The 18,908-nt window shown below is 38.9% G+C and carries 19 protein-coding genes; 10 read left to right on the top strand and 9 right to left on the bottom strand.

Annotation, left to right across the window (positions count from 1 at the left end; genetic code table 11):
- Positions 1-245 precede the first annotated feature (245 nt).
- From A1D18_RS00810 to pdxT, 3 genes are all read left to right on the top strand, one after another.
- Entirely contained in the window at positions 246-1,532 is a 1,287-nt protein-coding gene (locus A1D18_RS00810) for a DEAD/DEAH box helicase (protein WP_084028679.1), read from the top strand.
- A 209-nt stretch (positions 1,533-1,741) separates the two neighbouring features.
- Positions 1,742-2,623: a pyridoxal 5'-phosphate synthase lyase subunit PdxS gene (gene pdxS / locus A1D18_RS00805; protein ID WP_071661920.1), complete on the top strand. Its 882-nt coding sequence runs from the start codon at positions 1,742-1,744 to the stop codon at positions 2,621-2,623.
- Positions 2,620-3,198 carry a pyridoxal 5'-phosphate synthase glutaminase subunit PdxT gene (gene pdxT / locus A1D18_RS00800; RefSeq protein WP_071661919.1) on the top strand — a complete coding sequence of 193 codons (579 nt, stop codon included), beginning with the start codon at positions 2,620-2,622 and terminating at the stop codon, positions 3,196-3,198. The genes pdxS and pdxT overlap by 4 nt, the downstream gene beginning before the upstream one ends.
- Positions 3,199-3,206: 8 nt before the next feature.
- Here the strand turns inward: pdxT and A1D18_RS00795 are convergent, their stop codons facing one another.
- From A1D18_RS00795 to A1D18_RS00785, 3 genes are all read right to left on the bottom strand, one after another.
- Positions 3,207-4,121 carry an SPFH domain-containing protein gene (locus A1D18_RS00795; protein WP_071661918.1) on the bottom strand — a complete coding sequence of 305 codons (915 nt, stop codon included), beginning with the start codon at positions 4,119-4,121 and terminating at the stop codon, positions 3,207-3,209.
- A gap of 21 nt (positions 4,122-4,142) precedes the next feature.
- Complete coding sequence (locus tag A1D18_RS00790; protein WP_071661917.1) at positions 4,143-5,561, bottom strand: hypothetical protein; 1,419 nt, start codon at positions 5,559-5,561, stop codon at positions 4,143-4,145.
- A 115-nt stretch (positions 5,562-5,676) separates the two neighbouring features.
- Positions 5,677-7,191 carry a hypothetical protein gene (locus A1D18_RS00785; RefSeq protein ID WP_071661916.1) on the bottom strand — a complete coding sequence of 505 codons (1,515 nt, stop codon included), beginning with the start codon at positions 7,189-7,191 and terminating at the stop codon, positions 5,677-5,679.
- A 147-nt stretch (positions 7,192-7,338) separates the two neighbouring features.
- On the opposite strand from A1D18_RS00785, the gene A1D18_RS00780 reads away from it, so the two are divergent.
- A complete protein-coding gene (locus A1D18_RS00780; protein ID WP_071661915.1) occupies positions 7,339-8,577 on the top strand; it encodes a tyrosine-type recombinase/integrase in 1,239 nt (412 codons plus the stop codon).
- A gap of 48 nt (positions 8,578-8,625) precedes the next feature.
- On the opposite strand, the gene hemF is transcribed toward A1D18_RS00780, so the two are convergent.
- Positions 8,626-9,540, bottom strand: a complete 915-nt coding sequence (hemF, locus tag A1D18_RS00775; RefSeq protein WP_071661914.1) for an oxygen-dependent coproporphyrinogen oxidase — start codon at positions 9,538-9,540, stop codon at positions 8,626-8,628.
- Between the two features lie 56 nt (positions 9,541-9,596).
- On the opposite strand from hemF, the gene hemJ reads away from it, so the two are divergent.
- Positions 9,597-10,025 carry a protoporphyrinogen oxidase HemJ gene (gene hemJ / locus A1D18_RS00770; protein ID WP_071661913.1) on the top strand — a complete coding sequence of 143 codons (429 nt, stop codon included), beginning with the start codon at positions 9,597-9,599 and terminating at the stop codon, positions 10,023-10,025.
- On the opposite strand, the gene A1D18_RS00765 is transcribed toward hemJ, so the two are convergent.
- Both A1D18_RS00765 and ftsY read right to left on the bottom strand, forming a co-directional pair.
- Positions 10,020-10,202, bottom strand: a complete 183-nt coding sequence (locus tag A1D18_RS00765) for a rubredoxin (protein WP_071661912.1) — start codon at positions 10,200-10,202, stop codon at positions 10,020-10,022. The two genes, hemJ and A1D18_RS00765, sit on opposite strands and share 6 nt — an antisense overlap.
- A gap of 113 nt (positions 10,203-10,315) precedes the next feature.
- Positions 10,316-11,326 (bottom strand): signal recognition particle-docking protein FtsY, encoded by a 1,011-nt coding sequence (ftsY, locus tag A1D18_RS00760; RefSeq protein WP_084028678.1) that lies wholly within the window; start codon positions 11,324-11,326, stop codon positions 10,316-10,318.
- A 144-nt stretch (positions 11,327-11,470) separates the two neighbouring features.
- Between ftsY and rsmD the strand changes: the two genes are divergently transcribed.
- The 5 genes from rsmD to epmA all read left to right on the top strand — a co-directional run bounded on the left by rsmD (position 11,471) and on the right by epmA (position 15,596).
- On the top strand, positions 11,471-12,043 hold the full coding sequence (gene rsmD / locus A1D18_RS00755) for a 16S rRNA (guanine(966)-N(2))-methyltransferase RsmD (protein ID WP_071661911.1): 573 nt from the start codon (positions 11,471-11,473) through the stop codon (positions 12,041-12,043).
- A gap of 79 nt (positions 12,044-12,122) precedes the next feature.
- The gene (gene dotD / locus A1D18_RS00750) at positions 12,123-12,605 is read left to right on the top strand and encodes a type IVB secretion system lipoprotein DotD (protein WP_071661910.1); all 483 of its coding nucleotides are present in this window, start codon (positions 12,123-12,125) and stop codon (positions 12,603-12,605) included.
- The gene (locus A1D18_RS00745; RefSeq protein ID WP_084028677.1) at positions 12,592-13,515 is read left to right on the top strand and encodes a type IV secretory system conjugative DNA transfer family protein; all 924 of its coding nucleotides are present in this window, start codon (positions 12,592-12,594) and stop codon (positions 13,513-13,515) included. Before dotD ends, A1D18_RS00745 begins: the two co-directional genes overlap by 14 nt.
- Positions 13,490-14,626 (top strand): Dot/Icm type IV secretion system ATPase DotB, encoded by a 1,137-nt coding sequence (gene dotB, locus A1D18_RS00740; RefSeq protein ID WP_071661909.1) that lies wholly within the window; start codon positions 13,490-13,492, stop codon positions 14,624-14,626. The genes A1D18_RS00745 and dotB overlap by 26 nt, the downstream gene beginning before the upstream one ends.
- Positions 14,613-15,596: an elongation factor P--(R)-beta-lysine ligase gene (gene epmA / locus A1D18_RS00735; RefSeq protein WP_071661908.1), complete on the top strand. Its 984-nt coding sequence runs from the start codon at positions 14,613-14,615 to the stop codon at positions 15,594-15,596. The genes dotB and epmA overlap by 14 nt, the downstream gene beginning before the upstream one ends.
- Positions 15,597-15,646: 50 nt before the next feature.
- Here the strand turns inward: epmA and pncA are convergent, their stop codons facing one another.
- The 3 genes from pncA to dksA all read right to left on the bottom strand — a co-directional run bounded on the left by pncA (position 15,647) and on the right by dksA (position 18,645).
- Positions 15,647-16,264 (bottom strand): bifunctional nicotinamidase/pyrazinamidase, encoded by a 618-nt coding sequence (pncA, locus tag A1D18_RS00730; protein ID WP_071661907.1) that lies wholly within the window; start codon positions 16,262-16,264, stop codon positions 15,647-15,649.
- Positions 16,265-16,455: 191 nt separating this feature from the next.
- On the bottom strand, positions 16,456-17,946 hold the full coding sequence (locus A1D18_RS00725; protein WP_071661906.1) for a nicotinate phosphoribosyltransferase: 1,491 nt from the start codon (positions 17,944-17,946) through the stop codon (positions 16,456-16,458).
- A gap of 198 nt (positions 17,947-18,144) precedes the next feature.
- Positions 18,145-18,645, bottom strand: a complete 501-nt coding sequence (gene dksA / locus A1D18_RS06905; RefSeq protein WP_084028680.1) for an RNA polymerase-binding protein DksA — start codon at positions 18,643-18,645, stop codon at positions 18,145-18,147.
- Positions 18,646-18,908 lie beyond the last annotated feature (263 nt).

Below are 18,908 nucleotides of genomic sequence, written 5' to 3'. Positions count from 1 at the left end.
AAAAAAATAGTCTAAATTCAAACGATTAGCTAAGTCAGTCCCTGACTGTTAATCATACTCTCGCCCGCTACAGATATCCAAAAGAACAGATAACTCGGATCCTTGAATTTTTATCGGATTAGCAATCGCTAGAGACCGTCTATTTTTAGTGCAATTTTCCTATCATTTGCCGAATAAGCCTGATAGAATAGCCCACTTTTAGAGCTAAAGATGTTACTTGGCTCACTCAGCCAGGAACTTTTTTAGTGAACTTTACAGAATTTAACTTAAACAGCCAAATTTTATCCGGTATTCAAGCCGAGGGTTACCAAGTAGCCACACCTATCCAAGCAAAAGCCATACCCGCTATCTTACAAGGTCAAGATGTTGTTGGTTTGGCTCAGACCGGAACTGGTAAAACCGCGGCTTTTGCTTTACCCCTACTGCAACACCTAATGTCAGGACCTAAAGGTCAATTACGGGCACTTATCCTAGCACCGACGCGAGAATTAGCTGACCAAATTTGTGTTTCTATCAATAAGCTCGGTGCCAAAACTGGTTTACGCTGTGCCACTATTTACGGTGGTAAAGTCAATTACATTGAGCAATATCGAACATTACGCGGTGGTATCGACATCGTCGTCGCCTGTCCAGGTCGTTTGCTTGACCTACTCCAAGGAGGCAAAAGTAAGCGCGAGCAGGCTAACCTGCATCACATTGAAATATTGGTCTTAGATGAAGCTGATCATATGTTTGATCTCGGCTTTCGAGAACCTATTTATCATATTTTAAAATATTTACCCAAACAACGCCAAAATTTACTTTTTTCTGCCACTATGTCGGCAGATATCCGATTATTAGCAGACAAAGTACTTAATAATCCTGTTTCTATAAAAATTGGTGAATCGGCTCCAGCCAATACCGTCACACAAACCTTATTCCCAATTTCAGAAGCATTGAAAACTGATTTATTGGAAACCATTTTACTAAACAATAAGGTTCAATCAGCCATCATTTTCACTCGAACCAAACATCGTGCCAAGCGTTTGGCTGAACACCTTGGGCATCTCGGTTATAAAGCGACCTCCTTTCAGGGTAATTTATCGCAAAGCAAACGAAAAATTGCGCTCGGTAAATTTCGCCATGGTGAATTGAAATTCTTAGTAGCCACTGATATTGCGGCACGTGGAATTGATATCGATCATATATCCCATGTGATTAACTTTGATATGCCTAATACAGCGATAGATTATACGCATCGGATTGGGCGAACTGGACGCGCATCTAAATTAGGAGCAGCCTTTAGTTTAATTACCAACGGCGATAGACGTCAAATCCGTTCCATTGAGTATTTACTGAAGAAACGTTTAGAAGAATGCATTATCCCTGAATTTGATTATAAAGCGAAAGCAAAAGCCCCCGCCGAACTCACCACGGCAGACCGACCCAGACAGTTTTCTTATACTCATCAAAATTCAGCGCCTAGAAAACCAAAGTCACGTGTTAATTATCAAAAAAGTTATACCGGCCGAAAAAGAAAAACGACCGACTAAATCACTCTATGTTTATTTTCTAAGACCGCTAAAAACGTAATGCTCGCCTTTTCGAATGCTAAAGGCCAGGAATCGTGAAACTAATTTGATTCAAAAAACGTCTGAAATAAATAAATTATGCAAAAATGACGCATTACTGAGATTTATTGTACAATAGCCAGGCTATTTCTGTACGAACAGAATAAAACTCTTATTGTGGTGATAACACTATGAATTTTCTTGATGATTCCCAGCGCATCAAAATCGGCCTGGCTGAAATGCTAAAGGGTGGCGTCATTATGGATGTCACTAACGTTGAACAAGCAAAAGTCGCCGAAGCAGCAGGCGCTTGTTCAGTAATGGCTTTAGAACGTGTACCCGCAGACATTCGTAAAATGGGTGGTATCGCACGTATGGCCTCACCTAAAATAATTCACGATATCATGCAAGCCGTCTCGATACCGGTGATGGCCAAAGTGCGTATTGGTCATTTTGTTGAAGCGCAACTATTACAATCATTGGGTGTTGATTTTATCGACGAAAGTGAAGTATTAAGCATAGCCGATGATGAATGTCATATTGATAAAGAAGCATTTGAAGTCCCCTTTGTCTGTGGTTGTCGCAATCTTAGCGAAGCGTTAAGACGCATTGCCGAAGGTGCTGCTATGATACGTACTAAAGGCGAAGCAGGTTCTGGAAATATTCTCGAAGCTGTGCGTCATATGCGAGCTATCACACGCGAAATTAAACAACTGTCGATTTTAAAAAAAGAAGAACTTTACGCCAAAGCAAAAAACTTAAATGCTCCTTTAGAATTAGTACTTTGGGTTGCTGAACAAGGTAAATTACCCGTCCCACATTTTTCTGCGGGAGGTGTTGCGACACCTGCAGATGCAGCTTTATTACGCCAACTCGGTGCAGAAAGCGTCTTTGTCGGTTCAGGAATTTTTAAATCGGCTGATCCTGAAAAACGTGCCTCTGCTATCGTACAAGCCACTACCCATTTTGATAATCCGGAAATTTTACTCAATGTTTCGAATGATTTGGCAGAAGGGATGAGTGGGTTTAATTTAAAGTCTGAAGAATCCCAATTAATTAATATGAAAATATGAATATTGGAGTTTTAGCCTTACAAGGTGGATATCAAGCACATATCCGCTGTTTAAATAAGCTGGGTGTGTTTTGCTCATGGGTACGTGATCGCCGCACATTGACCGCCAGCGACGCATTAATTATACCGGGTGGAGAAAGTTCGGTATTAATTAAGTTACTTAAGCAACAACAACTTTGGGCGAGTCTGATCGATTATGATAAACCCATCTTAGGGACCTGTGCGGGAGCCATACTACTCGCCAAATCGGTATTATCACCCATACAAGAAAGCTTGGGACGTCTGAATATCTGTGCGACACGAAATGCTTACGGCAGACAACTCGCTTCGCAAGTGGTAAGTGGACATTGTATTATAAGCGATCGAGCGATGGAAATGGTTTTTATCCGCGCTCCTAAACTCACCTTGCTAGATGACAACACCCACATTAAAGTATTAGCCAAATACCAAGATCAGATTGTTGCTGTACATGAAAAAAATATCATCGCTACTAGCTTTCATCCTGAGCTGAGTCAAGATAATTATTTACATCGTTATTTCATCCAGCAAGTCGGCCGAAATTCCGCACAAACTTAAAATTTAAATTATTCTGCCTGCTCTGAATTTGCAACTAAATTCCCAGTAATAATACTTTCTTGGAGTTGCGCGGCAATGTCTTTTAAACCGCCAGGAGAGTGCGGTAATAAGATAGTTGTGCTTTTACTATTGGCACCAATTTCTTTCAGAGTATCAAAATATTGTGTAATCAAGGCTAAATTCATAGTATCCGCCGCTGTTACGCCAGGAATCGCCTTTTGAAATTCACCTACTGATTGTTGTAACCCACAAATGATGGCTTTACGTTGGTTAGCAATACCCTCACCTTGCAAGCGCTTACTTTCTGCTTCTGCCTCTGCTTGTTTTACTTTTAGAATTTTTTCTGCTTCCCCTTTGGCTTGCGCCGCTACTTGTAAACGTTGCTGCTCATTGATTTCATTCATGGCATGTTTTACTTTCTCATCGGGATCAATATTGGTCACTAAAGCTTTCACTATCTCATAACCAAATTCTTGCATGGTCCCTGTCAACTCACTTTTTACCGCGTTTGCAATACTGTCTTTCTTTTCAAAGACCGCATCTAAACTCATGGTCGGTACTTCAGCACGGACCAAATCCAAAACGTAAGCTGTGATTTGTTCTCTCGCATTTTCTAATTTATAGAAAGCATCATAAACACGGTCTTCTTTAATCCGATATTGGACGGAAACCTGGATTTTAACGATCACATTATCTTGAGTTTTGGTATCTAAGGTGACCTCCAATGGATAGATCCGCAGTGAAATAGCGCCGGCAATCCGTTCGATGAACGGAATTTTGAAATTTAAGCCTGCATGTGCACAACGCGTATATTTTCCAAAACGTTCAATCACATCAACCGATTGTTGACTAACGGTGAAAAAGCTCTTCAATAACAAGATTGCTATAGGTATAATGAGAATAAGTAACAGTGATAGGGGCATAAGTGTAACTCTGGTTAAAATTTAGCCTATTCTAGCATGTATTCGCCCTGTTGCCATACTAGGCCGCAATGTGATTATGTCATAGTTAGGCTTTTGTTGCTTTAACAGCTCCTGACAGGCGTCTCTAATATCTTCACAATCCCCTTTTTTTCTAAAAAACGATTGCCGAAACGGTTGTGAATACTCTACCTTCTTTTCTTCTCTGATAACACCTCGTGCATGGAGATCATTTAAGATAGCTATTGCATTACTAATCATTAAATTTTCAAGATCTTTTTTAGGGATTAAAGTTTTATCATTTGGCTTTAATTGTTGATAATCTTCATTTAAAGCCTTAATAATCTTACTAGGTAATAATTTATTTTCTTCATCATCACCTTTTAAAAGCAAACTTCCTTCTTGTTTTAAACCTTCTATTTTCTCCTGTATTTTTTGTTTTTCTGAAAAAAATCTTATTCTAGAAGAAGAATTTTTTAATTTAGCTTCCAACTGAATAATTTTAAGCACTATTTCTTTTAATAGATAAACTCGATTTGCTTCAGAACTTTCTTCAGCGTCATCTATTATCTTTAATCTGCCAACTCGACACTTTCTATAATAATAATCACTCTTAGAAAAATCGAGTAGTGAATTATGCTGCGGCAAACTACCTATTTGAGGCTCTGGAACATCACAACCATTCTTATAAAAATAAATCGCTTTGGCGATATCTATTATCAGCAGCAAACCCGCTAACACGATAACCACCGCCAATCCTATTGGCCCCAAGCCGAAGCCACATACGCTCACTAGCGTCAATAACACCGCTATTGATATACCTAGCACTAAAATATGAGTATGTTTTTGAATATTGGCTTGATAATTCGCTTGTAACCAAGCATGCGCTGCGTCGTCACGATAGGATTTAGCCCTATAGTAACTAAATCCTAAGGTCAGCAAGCTAATGCCAAATTTTGAAAACGTATAAACACGAAATAAGTTTTTGAGATGCGCATAAGCGACTACTCCCAAAGGTGCCATACCATAGACGAATAGTAAAATCAGAAAACTAAACATCAAACACGAAATAAGGATCTTAAAGCAAGCATATAAAAATTTAGTTCTTTCAACTAAATTTTTATTATCCGTATCTTTAAAAAAATTAATCAGCGTTAAAAATGCCCTAGCAAGATGTAGAACATAGAAAAACTCCAGCGCAGGAATAGGTAAATCAATTAAAAAATACTTTAACCCGGCCTTGATAACACCTATTAAGCGTTTCAGCACCAGAAAGATTAGACGCCAAAGAGGAATGGAAGTAATAGAGAGGTACAGTTGCTGTAACTGGTCTAAAAATTGGCGGATTAAGCACCACAGCTCACTTAATGCCAATAAGGCTTGAAGCTGATTAATATACTTCTCTACCTCTAAAAGAAACCAATCGTTAAGCACGTAAAGCATAGTCTATACTCTATGACATGTTTCTTAATTGCATGCCTGATGGCATCAAGCCGCTCATTATAATTAAGTTTCCTTTTACTATCCTTAACACCACCTAGTCATTATTTTTGACTCATTAGTTTAAATAAGCCACCAGAGGTAGGTTGGATACGCTTATCTGTTCCTCTATGTTTCGTGATGCTCGAAATGCCTGTGATAAGGCATCACAGGCCCCGACTTTTTTCCAAAAAGATTGATAAAACGCTTGAGGTTTAACGATTTCTGTTTGTTGGGTACATTCACCCTGCCTCGCTAAAAAAAATAATTGGGCCAAGCTATTTTTTTGTAGTAGGTGATAATCGAGATTACCTCTATCCAATAAATCCAGTAATTCACATAGATTATTTTTTAAAAACACGGTTCTTTTATTTTCAGCCAAATCGATAATGGCTAGGATAAAAAGATCGATTAAAACTTCTTGATCATCGGTATTTAAAGCCCAAGTTAACTCACGGAGTAAATATTCTTTTTTGACATTTAGTTTTTTTTGTGAAGAAAAAAATCGACTGAATGCGCTTAATTTTGTAATTTTTGCTAATTTATTTTCTAATTGCAGTAATTTAACCAATGTTACTTTTAAAATCAGTTTTTTATTGGCTTTATTAACCTCTTTAATCTGCTGCAGCTTCTCTGAAACTTGTGTCTGTAAATATAATATGGGGGAAAAAGTGTGATAATAATCTCGGTTGGTTTGGCCGATGTAGGTATTTAATGGCTCTTCATTAAGATTAGCGGGTTCAGGATCCGGTATATAAACCCCATTAAAATAATAATAAACAGTCAATACGATATCTTGTGAACAAAGTAATACCAACGCGATCGTGATAGCAGAAACTCCGAGACTAGGCGTAGCGGCAGTTAATAGCAAAGCGACGATAGCTAAACCGAACAACAATAAAAATTTCTTTATTTTCGCAGCCTGATCCGACATGAAAACTAGATTTTCGCTTGCGAGGTGTTTATTTTTGCCAATTTTATAGCCTAAATAAAATACAGCTACGAGCAATCCCACACCAATTACCGTATCCGCCAACAGTAATAACGGGTTAGACCAGATTAAAATACTCGTTCCAACGTTGAACAGGCAGGTAAATAACACAAACAATAGGCCTGCGCCTAACATACCGACATGTTTGGTCATGTTATCGCGATAGTGTGCTCGCCTCCATCGCTGTCCGATACTCTGTTTATCGATTTTTAGATAGGCGATAGTGCTGGCTAACAAAACTATCGCGCTATGAATAAGCTTTAAAATACTGTAAGCAAAAAACGAGGCTAACAAAATCGAAGGCAGTGAAGCAAAACCACATCCGAGTAAAACTAATGCGATAATAGCTATCGATACTTTAAATACAGCAAATAATAGCTTACACGTATCACCTAAGTTTTTATTTTTAATTTTATAAAAATAACTATATATCCTTAAAGCTGCTCTTAGCAGGTGTAAGATATAAAGGCTAAAGGTAAAAGGTAGAGGAAGTTTAGTGAGGTATTTTGCGATACTTTCTAGGCGCTTCAAGACGAACGACAAGGCCCGCCAAAACTCAGTTGTAGTGATGTGTTTCTTTATGCTAGAAACAATCCTGGGCATTAAGTTTATTTACCCCCTAACTAGGAAGGCCGGAATTATACTAAACTTTTTTGAAAATTTCTTGTCAAATATTATTTTTTTTATTTATTCCCTATTTTTTCATAAAAGCTTGTTAAACTAACGAGAGTTTTACTAAGGTACTTGATTATGTCACTCATTTCTCCGATTCCATTATTTGATAGTTTAAAATTTATCGATCCCAAAAAAAAACTGCAACCCATTTCAGACACAACCCACCCTAAGCCTTATGCCAGCCAAGATTATTCTCAAGCCTTACAGTTTCTGTATAGTTATCGGGGCAGCGAGGCTACATTTAATGCGTATCGGCGCGAAATTGAACGTTTATTACAGTGGAGTTGGTTCGTTTTAGGAAAGTCGATCAAAGGATTGCGCCGCGATGACTTTGAAGCCTTCATAGAATTTTGCCAGCAACCCCCTAAACACTGGATTGGTGTTAAAACCGTTGCGCGCTATTTCACGCATCAGGGAAAGAGAAAACCCCATCCCCATTGGCGGCCTTTTGTCGCGACGATTAATAAAATGGCTAGTCAACAAGGCATCCTGCCGGATATAAAAAAATATGCCCTATCACAAAAAGCATTACAAGCAATTTTTGCGGTGTGTGGAAGCTTTTATAACTATTTGATTCAAGAAGACTATATTCATTTCAATCCTGTAGCACAAATTCGACAAAAAAGTAAATTCATACGGCAACAAAAAAGTAATCATCAAGTGCGTCGCTTAAGTGAGTTACAATGGTCGTATGTCATAGAAACGGCAGAAATCCTCTTCGAACAGAAACCTGCCTTGCATAATAGAACCTTATTCATTATGAAGGCATTATATGGGATGTATCTACGAATTTCTGAACTTGCCGCGAGCCCGCGTTGGGAACCACAGATGGGTCATTTTCAAAAAGATGCCGATAGCAACTGGTGGTTTTTAACGGTGGGGAAGGGAAATAAAGAACGTTTAATTAGTGTCAGTGATGATATGTTAAATGCATTAAAGCAGTACCGCAAAAGTTTAGGACTAATGAGTTTACCTAGCCGCGGTGAAACCACGCCTTTAATTAGAAAAATTAATGGCCAAACGGCTATTCAAAGTACTCGACAAATTCGTTGTATCGTCCAAGCTTGTTTTGATGCGGCTTTTACTCGTATGGTTAAGGATGGACTTAAAGACGAGGCAATAGAATTAAAAACCGCTACCGTACATTGGTTGCGACACACGGGAATTTCCGAGGATGTCAAGCATCGGCCCCGTGAACATGTCAGGGATGATGCCGGCCATAGCTCTAGCGCAATTACCGATCAATATATCGACGTTGAAATGCGTGCACGCCATGCATCCGCTAAGAAGAAAAAATTAGATCCCTTAGCTTAGTCATACTCTTCGCACTTCAGTTTTTGCCTAATCTATCTCGCAATAAAACTAAGCTAACCAATCTCTAGCAATTAAAAAATTTTCGGTTAATTCTGCTTCTTGAGAGCCTGGTTCCGGTTGCCAATTATAGTGCCAATTCGCTTGTGGCGGCAGTGAGGTTAATATCGATTCAACTCGCCCACCACTTTGCAAGCCAAACAATGTACCGCGATCATAAATCAAATTAAATTCAACATAGCGACTCCGTCGATAGGCTTGAAATTGACGTTCGCGCTGGCCATAAGCATAATCTTTACGTCGTTGTAATATAGGTAAATAAGCTTTTAAAAAATGATTACCCACGCTTTGAATCAATTCAAAGCATCGATTAAATTCCCAGTGATTTAAATCATCAAAAAAAAGTCCACCGATACCGCGCGCCTCTTGCCGATGCTTTAAATAAAAATATTCATCACAATTTTTTTTATAACGCGGATAAAGTTCAATGCCGAAGGGGTCGCAACTTTGTTTAGCGATTAGATGCCAATGCCGACAATCTTCTAAAAAAGGATAATAAGGTGTTAAATCAAAGCCACCACCAAACCACCATTGTGCCACTTGTTGATCAGTGCCTAACACGGCAATAAAGCGCAAATTCATATGCACCGTGGGCACATAGGGATTGCGCGGATGGATCACTAAGGAAATACCGGTTGCTTGAAACGCTGCTGCCGTTAAAGAAGGATGTCGCTGACTGGCACTGGGTGGTAAAGCTCCACCAAAAACATGAGAAAAATTAACTGCACCCCGTTCTATTAGTGCACCGGTCAAAATACAGGTTTTTCCACCGCCGCCTTCACTACGCACCCAATCATCGATTAAAAATTTTTCTTCTTGCTCTTCGTTCTCTAAACTTAAACAAATCTTAGCCTGCAAAGCGAGTAAATAATCTTTGATTGTCGGAATAATTACGTCATAATTCATAGCAAGGCTATTTTATTAATTAAAATTAAAAGTATTATCAGCACTTGGAGCCACCTATGCCCTGGATTAAAGCATTTCACATTATTGCAATGGTCGCTTGGTTTGCAGGTTTATTTTATTTACCACGCTTATTTGTCTATCATGCCGACGCTAAAGATAAAATCAGTATTGAACGCTTTAAGCTCATGGAACATCGCCTTTATTATTACATTATGGCACCGGCCGCTTTATTAACCCTCCTTTTTGGTTTTATCTTGTTTAGCTTGGCTGCCAACTACTATGCGGCTGCCACTTGGATGCATCTAAAATTAGGATTAGTGGCTATATTAATCCTATTTCATCTCTATTGTGGAAAATGTTTACATGATTTTAAGGAGGATAACAACCGACATTCCAGCCTATTTTATCGCTGGCTGAATGAGTTTCCAACCTTGTTGCTCATTGCTATCGTCATTGTCGCTGAGGTACATCCTTTTAGTTTATAATTCTACCATTTCAAAATCTTCTTTCATGGCACCACACTCAGGGCAACGCCAGGTTAAAGGGACATCTTCCCAACGAGTCCCCGGCGGAATCCCGTCTTCTTCCCAGCCTAGCTCCTCATCGTAAACATAACCACAAAGTAGGCACATATATTTTCTAAAAACGTTTGTGTCAGTCATTTTTCCTCTTTCAATTAACTTTTTGAATCTTATTATTATTTGTATTCCATTTGTAGTCCGCTACCGAATAGTAAAGAAATTATTCCCGTTTAGCAAAGTTTTTAAGCCATTTTTTAGTGTAAAACTTCGTTATTTTCTATAGAAAATAATGCACGAACAAATTCCTGTGCTGAAAAAACCTGTAGATCTTCGATACCTTCACCCAAACCTACAAAGCGTATCGGCAACGCTAATTTTTTGGCGATGGCAAAAATCACCCCTCCTTTTGCAGTCCCATCTAATTTAGTCAGCATCAAACTGGTTAAAGCTATCGCTTTGTTAAAAGCTTCCGCTTGCAGTAACGCATTCTGGCCTGTGCCTGCATCCAGGATTAACATAATTTCATGGGGGGCTGTCGCATCCAATTTACTAATAACCTTTTTTACTTTTTGTAATTCTTGCATTAAATTATTTTTACTATGTAAACGACCCGCCGTATCTGCAATCAAGACATCGATGTTTCTCACTTTAGCGGCTTGAAAAGCGTCATAAATGACTGAAGCACTATCAGCACCCTGATGTTGGGCGACGATGGGAATATGGTTACGTTCAGCCCAAATCGTTAATTGTTCAGTAGCCGCTGCTCGAAAGGTATCACCTGCAGCTAACATCACCTGTTTACCTTGCTTCTGCAAGTAATGAGCTAGCTTACCAATACTTGTCGTTTTACCGACACCATTAACGCCAACCACTAAAATAACAGTCGGTTTATGCTCAGAATTAATCACTAACGCAGATTCACACGGTTGTAATAATTCGCCTAATTGTTGTTTTAATATCTCCCATACCGCTAGCCCATCCGCTAATTGATTGCGTGCTAATTTTGTGCTTAAGCACTGGATAATTTCTTCAGTCACTGTGGGACCGACATCGGCTGTTAAAAGTAACTCTTCAACTTCCTCAATTAATTCGGCATCAACCTTTTTTTTACCTAATACTAAGCGAGCAAGACTTTCAGTTAATTGATGACGAGTTTTTTGTAAACTATTTTTTATTCGATTAAAAAAACGAGGTTTACTGCTAATCACTCTCTCCTCATCAGAGAAGTCGGGTTGAGATTCTTTGCGTTTTAAAAATTTAAACATAATCTATGCAGTGTAACTGAAAACGCTTATAATAAATGACTTTTCTAATTAAACGCAATCCGTTATTAACCGAATCATGTCACATTATTCTTAAAACTCTATTTAAGAATAATAACACTCAATAGCTCTAGAGACGTCTGTTCTATGAAAAAGAATGAAGTCAGAATCATCGGCGGACAATGGCGCGGAAGAAAACTTCATTTTCCAGCGATACCCGACTTACGCCCTACTCCCAATCGCATCCGAGAAACTTTATTTAATTGGTTAGCTCCTGACATTGCTAATGCCCATTGCTTAGATTTATTCGCCGGTAGCGGTGCCTTAGGTTTTGAAGCACTCTCCCGATATGCTCAATCCGTTACTTTTATAGAACAATCCACTGTATTAGTTTCCTATTTAAAAACACAGCTCAAACAGCTCGCCGCTGAAAACCGTGCCAAAGTGTATCAGGGACAATTTCCTTTTGTAGCAACGCAACTCTTTAAACCAAAAAAACCTTTATTTAATATCATCTTTCTGGATCCGCCTTTCCATCAAAATTTGATCGGCTCAGCCTGCTTCTGGTTGGTTAAAGAAACGCTTTTGGCACCGGAAAGTAAAATTTATATTGAAGCCGAAGCCAGTCTCAAAAATCTGACGCTTCCAGAAAATTGGCAAATTCAACACTGTAAAACGGCAGGCCAAGTGCAATATGCCTTAATTAAACTGAACCCCTAAAACCATGGCTTGACATTATATTTCCTTCTTGTTTCAATGCAGAAGTAAGTTACACAATTTTATCTACAATAAGATAAGCATGAAAAAAATAACAGTGGCGCTTTTTGTGAGTCTACTATCGGGGTGTGCTTCACAAAACTTACCTAACTCCATAACTCCCACTATCAATACGGGTTCAGACGACGCCTCGATTAAACTAGCCGAGGCAGCGCGTTCCGTTAGTCAATCATTAAATGAATTAAAAGAACTGGAGAAAGCCTCTAGCCCTCCTATTAGCAAACCACTACCCTATCCTAGCTCTTCAGGCTTAGAAAAAACGATCGCTTCGGTTGATTGGTCAGGTCCGATTGAACCACTATTGCAGCGTATCGCCAAACTTGCTCACTTCCATTTAGAAGTCATAGGAAAATGCCCAGCAGTTCCAGTTTTAGTAACGATTTCCTCACAAAATACACCCCTAAACTATATCATTCGCAATGCCAATCTACAAGCAGGAGAAAAAGCCAATATCTTTGTTTATCCGGGCATTAAGACCATTGAATTACGTTATGCTAAAAATTAATGTTAAATGCGTCGAAAATTTATTGCATAAATATTTACGCCTATCATTTAACCTAAAAAAAATTACAGGTTACCGAAAAAATACACTCCCGTTAGTAACAGGCTTAAGTCTGTGTGCACTGCTCACGGCCTGCAGCACCACACAATCTAATTATAAAACCGTAGGTAGTTTAGATAATTTAACACAACTACAGGATTTACATGCACAGGTCACGACTGCCAAAAAACAAATGACCGCTTTACACTCACAAGCACTCCAAGATATTGCGATGAGTATCGGTGCTCAAGCCGGTTTGGCTTGGCGATCTGAGCATATTAATCACGTGTTAACTAAAAATTCGTCACAATTAGATCGTATTTTTAATTTTAATCTCATCTTACTCGACCACAATGTCATTCCTCCTGTATTAGTCCAGGGAAATAATTCGCTGAATCTCACCGATGGACAAACCTTACGTATCGACGATCGCACTTATCAAATTATCAGCCAAGCACACTTCACTACCGCGCCACCACAATGGCGTAACTATCTCTGGATGGATTATCAACACCCCGAATTACCTTTACCTGCTTTTTTACCGAAAACACCTGAAGAACGTCTCGTTTGGAAAAAATATGCCACATTAGGCTGGCAAGATGGTATTAATCAAGCCAATGCTATTTTTAATGATAATTTAGCGCGTTTAACCCGTGATTACACCGGTATGGCTTTATATCGGAATTTATTACTAAAAGGAATGGTCAGTAAACCTTTTGTTGCCCATACCGATTTAGGTGTTACCGGCGATAGTTCTGATTTGCATATTAACGATCAAATATTGCGTATCACTTCATTTCCAAAATTACAAGTTAATCCAAGTCGATGGAAATCCATCGTGACACACGATGACAGCCCATCTACTTCCCGATGAACCGGTACGTTTCACCGCGGCTTGTTTAACCCGGCTACTAATCCATTGCCAAAAAGTGGGCGCTTCAGATATTACACTACAGACCGGTGAACCAGTCTTTGCTGAAAGTTACGGTCGATTATTACGTATTACCCAACGTAAATTATCCAACACTGAAGTCTCAGAAACACTCAATCTTATCTATGGCCCGAATGGTAGCGCACAAATTTTAAGTGGCGTTGATATCGATACACACTATGAATTTCGGCCTAATCGTAACGAGCGTTATCGATTTCGTGTCAATGCCACAGGTTGCTTAGTAGAAGGTCATGACGCGATCCAAATCAGTTTTCGTACCATTCCGAGTACACCACCGAAAATGTCCGATCTGAATCTAGAAACTCCATTAATCGACGCTTTAGCGCCAGCACAAGGTATCGTCTATGTCACCGGTGCAACCGGTTCTGGCAAAACCACGTTGTTAGCCGCTATCATTCGCGATCTGGCTGAAAAAGAAGATTCACATCGTAAAATCCTTACTTATGAAGCCCCTATAGAATTTGTTTACGACTCGATTGCTATGCCTAGTTCCATCATCAGTCAATCCGAGATACCTAGACATCTCCCCAGCTTCGCAGCCGGCGTACGTAATGCCTTGCGACGTAAACCGCGGTTAATCTTAGTCGGCGAATCGCGCGACCCAGAAACTATTGGCGCTTCTATTGAAGCGGCTTTAACCGGGCATCCCGTCTATACCACACTGCATAGTAATGGAGTGGCTGAAACTTTAAGACGATTAGTCAACTCTTTTCCTGCTGAAGAAGCTAAAACGAGAATGATCGATATTATCGAGACCATACGCGTAGTCATTTGGCAACAGCTGGTCCCTAGCACCGATGGACAACGTATTGCTTTACGTGAATTTTTAGTTTTTGATGAAAAATTACGAGATATTTTATTAGACTCTAAACTAGAAAATATCAGTGCCCATACCCGTCTCGTATTAAAAAAATATGGTCAACCGATGTCTGTTGACGCTAAACGCAAATTTAACGCCGGCCTCATCAGTGAACGGGTTTATAAACGGTTAATTCTCAGGACAGAAATAGCCGAACACCATGACGAAATTTAAAAAAAACGTCTGGCAACCCACTGCTACGTTATCCATGCTGCGTTGTCGCGCAAAACTTTTAGAAGCTATTCGTGAGTTTTTTGTCGAACGTGAGGTTCTAGAAGTAGAAACTCCAGTACTTTCCCATGCCACAGTGACAGATCCACATTTGCATAGTTTTCAAACGCAATATTGTTTAGATCATCCTGACCATCAACAAACGCTTTATCTACAAACTTCGCCTGAGTTTGCAATGAAACGTTTATTAGCCGTGGGATCAGGTCCCATTTATCAGATTTCTAAAGCATTTCGTAACCAAGGAGAATCGGGACGTTATCACAATCCTGAATTTAGCTTATTAGAATGGTATCGTCCTGGCTATAATCATCATCAATTAATGGATGAAGTAGAAACCTTATTAAAACGATTGTTAGTTTGCGAGTCGGCGCAACGTTTTAGTTATGCAGAAATTTTTCAACGTTATTTGAAGATCAATCCGCACCTACTATCGCTTAAAAATTCAAAACAACTCGCTGCTCATTTAGGTTTAACAACCGAAAATTTAAATTTAAACACGGTTGAAGATTATTTAAACTTTTTAATGTCTCATGTCATTGAACCACAATTACCTAAACAATTAATTTTTATTTATGATTTTCCTGTTGGTTTAGCCGCTTTAGCCAAAATACGCCACGAAACAACCCCTGTGGCGGAACGTTTTGAGGTTTATCTAAAGGGTATAGAACTTGCCAATGGCTTTCATGAATTAAATGATGCGAACGAACAAAAACTACGTTTTCAAAATGACCTCTGCACCCGTGCTAAAAATCACTCCCCACAAATACCTCTCGATCAATATTTGTTAGCGGCTTTGACACACGGACTTCCTGATTGTTCTGGAGTTGCTTTAGGCATTGATCGTCTATTAATGCTCATGGAAAAAGTAGATGAGATATCAGAGGTGCTTAGCTTTCCGATCCAACGTTCCTAAATAATCGGTGTCTTTTGTTTTATTTTCCGCACGCTACTTTCATAAGTGACTTATTCAACTTCATCACTTTGAATTATTTTTACGCCGACGGTTTTCATTTCGGAAATTGCCAAACGTCCATCTTCTGGATTAACATTCACAGCACGACATCCATCTTCAATCAAATAAGTTTTAAAGCCTAATTTACAGGCATCTAACACCGTATATTTAACACAATAATCGGTTGCTACTCCCATAATATACACTTCGGTAATCTGTAATTCTTTAAGAAACTCAGCCAAACCAGTTTCTTTTTGATGACCATTGTCAAAAAAACCGCTATAACTATCAATTTTTGGATCACTGCCTTTGCGAACGACTTTAATAATATGATCCAATTTAAGATTTTTAACAAATTCAGCCCCTTTGGTATTTTGTACACAATGTACAGGCCATAATATTTGTGACAAACCTGCTTGCTGAATAAACTCGCCTGGAAAACGTCCCTTATGATTCGTTGCAAAACAGGTATGATCTTTTGGGTGCCAATCTTGCGTTGCAATAATATATTTAAAATACTGCTGAACTCGGTTAGCCACTGGAATAACTTCGTCAGCATTATCTACTGCTAAGGACCCTCCAGGCATAAAATCATTTTGTAAATCTACTAAGATCAAAGCTTTTTTCATAAAAGTTAGATTCCTGGGGCAAAGAAAATTGTTATATTTAATTAAGCTAGCTACTTTAAAAAAAGTATCTAGCATTTTTCATTTTAAACTCTTTTGATAATGCAGGAAAGAGGCTTTTGCGATATGAGCTCCCTGTCATTTTTAAAAAAAATTATTTTTACTAAAAAATTTAATTAATATAAATTCAAAGTTTAAGAATCAATAGAAGTTTTTGCTTTTAAAATAAGTTGTAACTTTAAATGATACAGCTTCTCTTCTAAACCCACTGGATAAGTATGAGGATTTAGCAATCGACGAATACTTTCATGAAATTGTTGTAACTCCTGATGAGTTTTTTCTTGACTGGATTTTAACGAAGGTACTTTGTAAACTAATTTTCCTCGTCTAAAAATAGGCGTTAATAAATCACGGTGTGGTGCTGCTGCGGAAATAGAGCGCCGTTTCGTCGGATCGATAGGGTCAATAATAGTAATATTATCTTCTGAAATCCCTAATCGTTCCTCATAAATGGCATCCGCCATCGCCGAACCATCCACTTTATCCGCATAATAACGCCGCACTGATAAAATCCCAGGAGTAGAAATTTTTATGGTTTGTTCGGATAATTTAACTTTATTTTCCCATACACCTTGCGCAGACTTAATTGCACTTAATTTATAAACACCTTCGAGTGCGGGCTGTTCGTAAGCAGTAATTAAATGTGTGCCCACTCCCCAAACGTTAATACTTGCACCTTGTTCTTTTAAACTGGTAATCACTAAAGGATTCAAATCATTACTACCCACTATCAGCGCATCATGATAGCCTGCAGCATCTAAAAGTTTGCGTGCTTGTTGACTTAAATAAGCTAAATCACCTGAGTCTAAACGTATGCCGGCTAATTTAAATCCTTCCGGTTTTAATTCTTCGGCGATCTTGATGGCATTTTTTACTCCTTTAATTGTGTTATAGGTATCCACTAAAAAAATACAGCGGTCGGGAAAGGTTTGCGCATAAGCACGAAACGCTGCTAATTCATTCTCAAAACATAATACCCAACTATGTGCATGTGTCCCACGCACTGGAATGCCTAATAATTTTCCAGCTAATACATTAGAGGTAGCAGAACAACCACCAATATAAGCAGCTCGACTAGCCATCAACGCACCATCGAAACCTTGTGCACGACGTAAACCGAATTCGAATATCGGTTCGCCGCGGCTTGCTTGTAATAAACGTGCGGCACTCGTGGCAATGAGACTTTGAAAGTTAATAATATTCAGTAAAATACTTTCAAGTAACTGACATTGTAATAACGGCCCTTTAACACGAACTAAAGGTTCTTGCGGGAAAACTACAGTGCCTTCCTCTATTGCATCGATGTCACAAGCAAAACGTAAACGTTGTAAATAATTTAAAAAATCGGTAGGAAATAATACTTTCCCCTGCGTATCAGTCAATCCAGCTAAATAATCGATATCGTCTTTAGTAAATTGAAAATTAAGCAAGTAGTCAATTAATGTACCTAAGCCTGCACAAATCGTGTATCTGCCATTAAACGGTGCTTGTCGAAAGTTATGGTAAAAAACCGTTTCACGTTCGTGAATACCCGCCTTCCAATAACCATAGGCCATGGTCAACTGGTAAAAATCCGTTAATAAAATTAAGGAGGATTTATAAAGTGATACTAATGCGTTTTGCATTGAAAATAAACCCCAGCAAGGACGAACAAGTTCCGCGCCTTGAATAATAGTTGTGTTTTTCTTTTGTAGCGGTGGGGATTTTCAAGGAAAGCGTCGTCACTTTTTCCTTGAATGGCTGCGCACACGCTGGGTTAGCTTCAGCCATGCAAGGTTCTTTCAGCATTATTTGAAAAATTCGCATTTTTTGACCCAATAGTTTCAACCACCGGTTTGTTTTTCTCGAATCTCATCCAAAGTTTTACAATCAATACAAAGACTGGCGGTAGGACGTGCTTCTAAGCGGCGAATTCCAATTTCAACGCCACACGAATTACAGAAGCCATAATGACCTTCATCAAGTTGCTGTAAAGCATCCTCAATTTTCTTAATAAGTTTACGTTCACGGTCACGTGCACGAAGTTCTAAATTAAATTCCTCTTCCTGCGTGGCACGATCACTAATATCGGGCAAAGAAGTACCCTCATCTTGTAGATGATGCACGGTTCGACCCATATCTTCCAACAATACGCGTTTTCGCTGTAATAATAAACGGCGAAAATACGCCTGCTGGCTCGAGCTCATATAGTCTTCCCCAGGACGTTCCTTATAAGGCGCTATATTTAAATCGATTTCCGAATTAATAGAAGTCAATTCTAGCCTTGTTTCTGGTAAAGAACGTTGTTTTTTAGATTCTTTTTTAGGTTTTTTATGTTCTGCCATTTTAGTTTCTATTGATGATTGTTGTTTTACCGCAGGTAGCGCCTGGGAATCAGACTTTGCTTGCTGTTGTTTTTTTTTAGAAGGAGCTCGGATAACTTTTGCCTTCGCTACTTTTGTTGATTTTTTTTTAGCTATAGGCTTTCTACTTCTGGTAACACGGGAAGACGTCGACGTTTTTTTTGAGGCTTTGCTTTTACTAGGCTTTTTTTTTACCCGACTAACTACTTTTTTTTTAGTCTTTCTGCGCGTAGCAGTCTTACGGC

The organism is Candidatus Rickettsiella isopodorum (assembly GCF_001881495.1).
GTDB lineage: Bacteria > Pseudomonadota > Gammaproteobacteria > Diplorickettsiales > Diplorickettsiaceae > Aquirickettsiella > Aquirickettsiella isopodorum.
This window is presented reverse-complemented; position numbering and strand designations above follow the sequence as displayed.

Bases quoted from the DNA above. Each gene is read 5' to 3' on its own strand.
- pdxS (WP_071661920.1), top strand. From the start codon at position 1,742: ATGAATTTTCTTGATGATTCCCAGCGCATCAAAATCGGCCTGGCTGAA.
- pdxT (WP_071661919.1), top strand. From the start codon at position 2,620: ATGAATATTGGAGTTTTAGCCTTACAAGGTGGATATCAAGCACATATC.
- A1D18_RS00795 (WP_071661918.1), bottom strand. From the start codon at position 4,121: ATGCCCCTATCACTGTTACTTATTCTCATTATACCTATAGCAATCTTG.
- A1D18_RS00790 (WP_071661917.1), bottom strand. From the start codon at position 5,561: ATGCTTTACGTGCTTAACGATTGGTTTCTTTTAGAGGTAGAGAAGTAT.
- A1D18_RS00785 (WP_071661916.1), bottom strand. From the start codon at position 7,191: ATGCCCAGGATTGTTTCTAGCATAAAGAAACACATCACTACAACTGAG.
- A1D18_RS00780 (WP_071661915.1), top strand. From the start codon at position 7,339: ATGTCACTCATTTCTCCGATTCCATTATTTGATAGTTTAAAATTTATC.
- hemF (WP_071661914.1), bottom strand. From the start codon at position 9,540: ATGAATTATGACGTAATTATTCCGACAATCAAAGATTATTTACTCGCT.
- hemJ (WP_071661913.1), top strand. From the start codon at position 9,597: ATGCCCTGGATTAAAGCATTTCACATTATTGCAATGGTCGCTTGGTTT.
- A1D18_RS00765 (WP_071661912.1), bottom strand. From the start codon at position 10,202: ATGACTGACACAAACGTTTTTAGAAAATATATGTGCCTACTTTGTGGT.
- ftsY (WP_084028678.1), bottom strand. From the start codon at position 11,326: ATGTTTAAATTTTTAAAACGCAAAGAATCTCAACCCGACTTCTCTGAT.
- rsmD (WP_071661911.1), top strand. From the start codon at position 11,471: ATGAAAAAGAATGAAGTCAGAATCATCGGCGGACAATGGCGCGGAAGA.
- dotD (WP_071661910.1), top strand. From the start codon at position 12,123: ATGAAAAAAATAACAGTGGCGCTTTTTGTGAGTCTACTATCGGGGTGT.
- A1D18_RS00745 (WP_084028677.1), top strand. From the start codon at position 12,592: ATGCTAAAAATTAATGTTAAATGCGTCGAAAATTTATTGCATAAATAT.
- dotB (WP_071661909.1), top strand. From the start codon at position 13,490: ATGACAGCCCATCTACTTCCCGATGAACCGGTACGTTTCACCGCGGCT.
- epmA (WP_071661908.1), top strand. From the start codon at position 14,613: ATGACGAAATTTAAAAAAAACGTCTGGCAACCCACTGCTACGTTATCC.
- pncA (WP_071661907.1), bottom strand. From the start codon at position 16,264: ATGAAAAAAGCTTTGATCTTAGTAGATTTACAAAATGATTTTATGCCT.
- A1D18_RS00725 (WP_071661906.1), bottom strand. From the start codon at position 17,946: ATGCAAAACGCATTAGTATCACTTTATAAATCCTCCTTAATTTTATTA.
- dksA (WP_084028680.1), bottom strand. From the start codon at position 18,645: ATGGCAGAACATAAAAAACCTAAAAAAGAATCTAAAAAACAACGTTCT.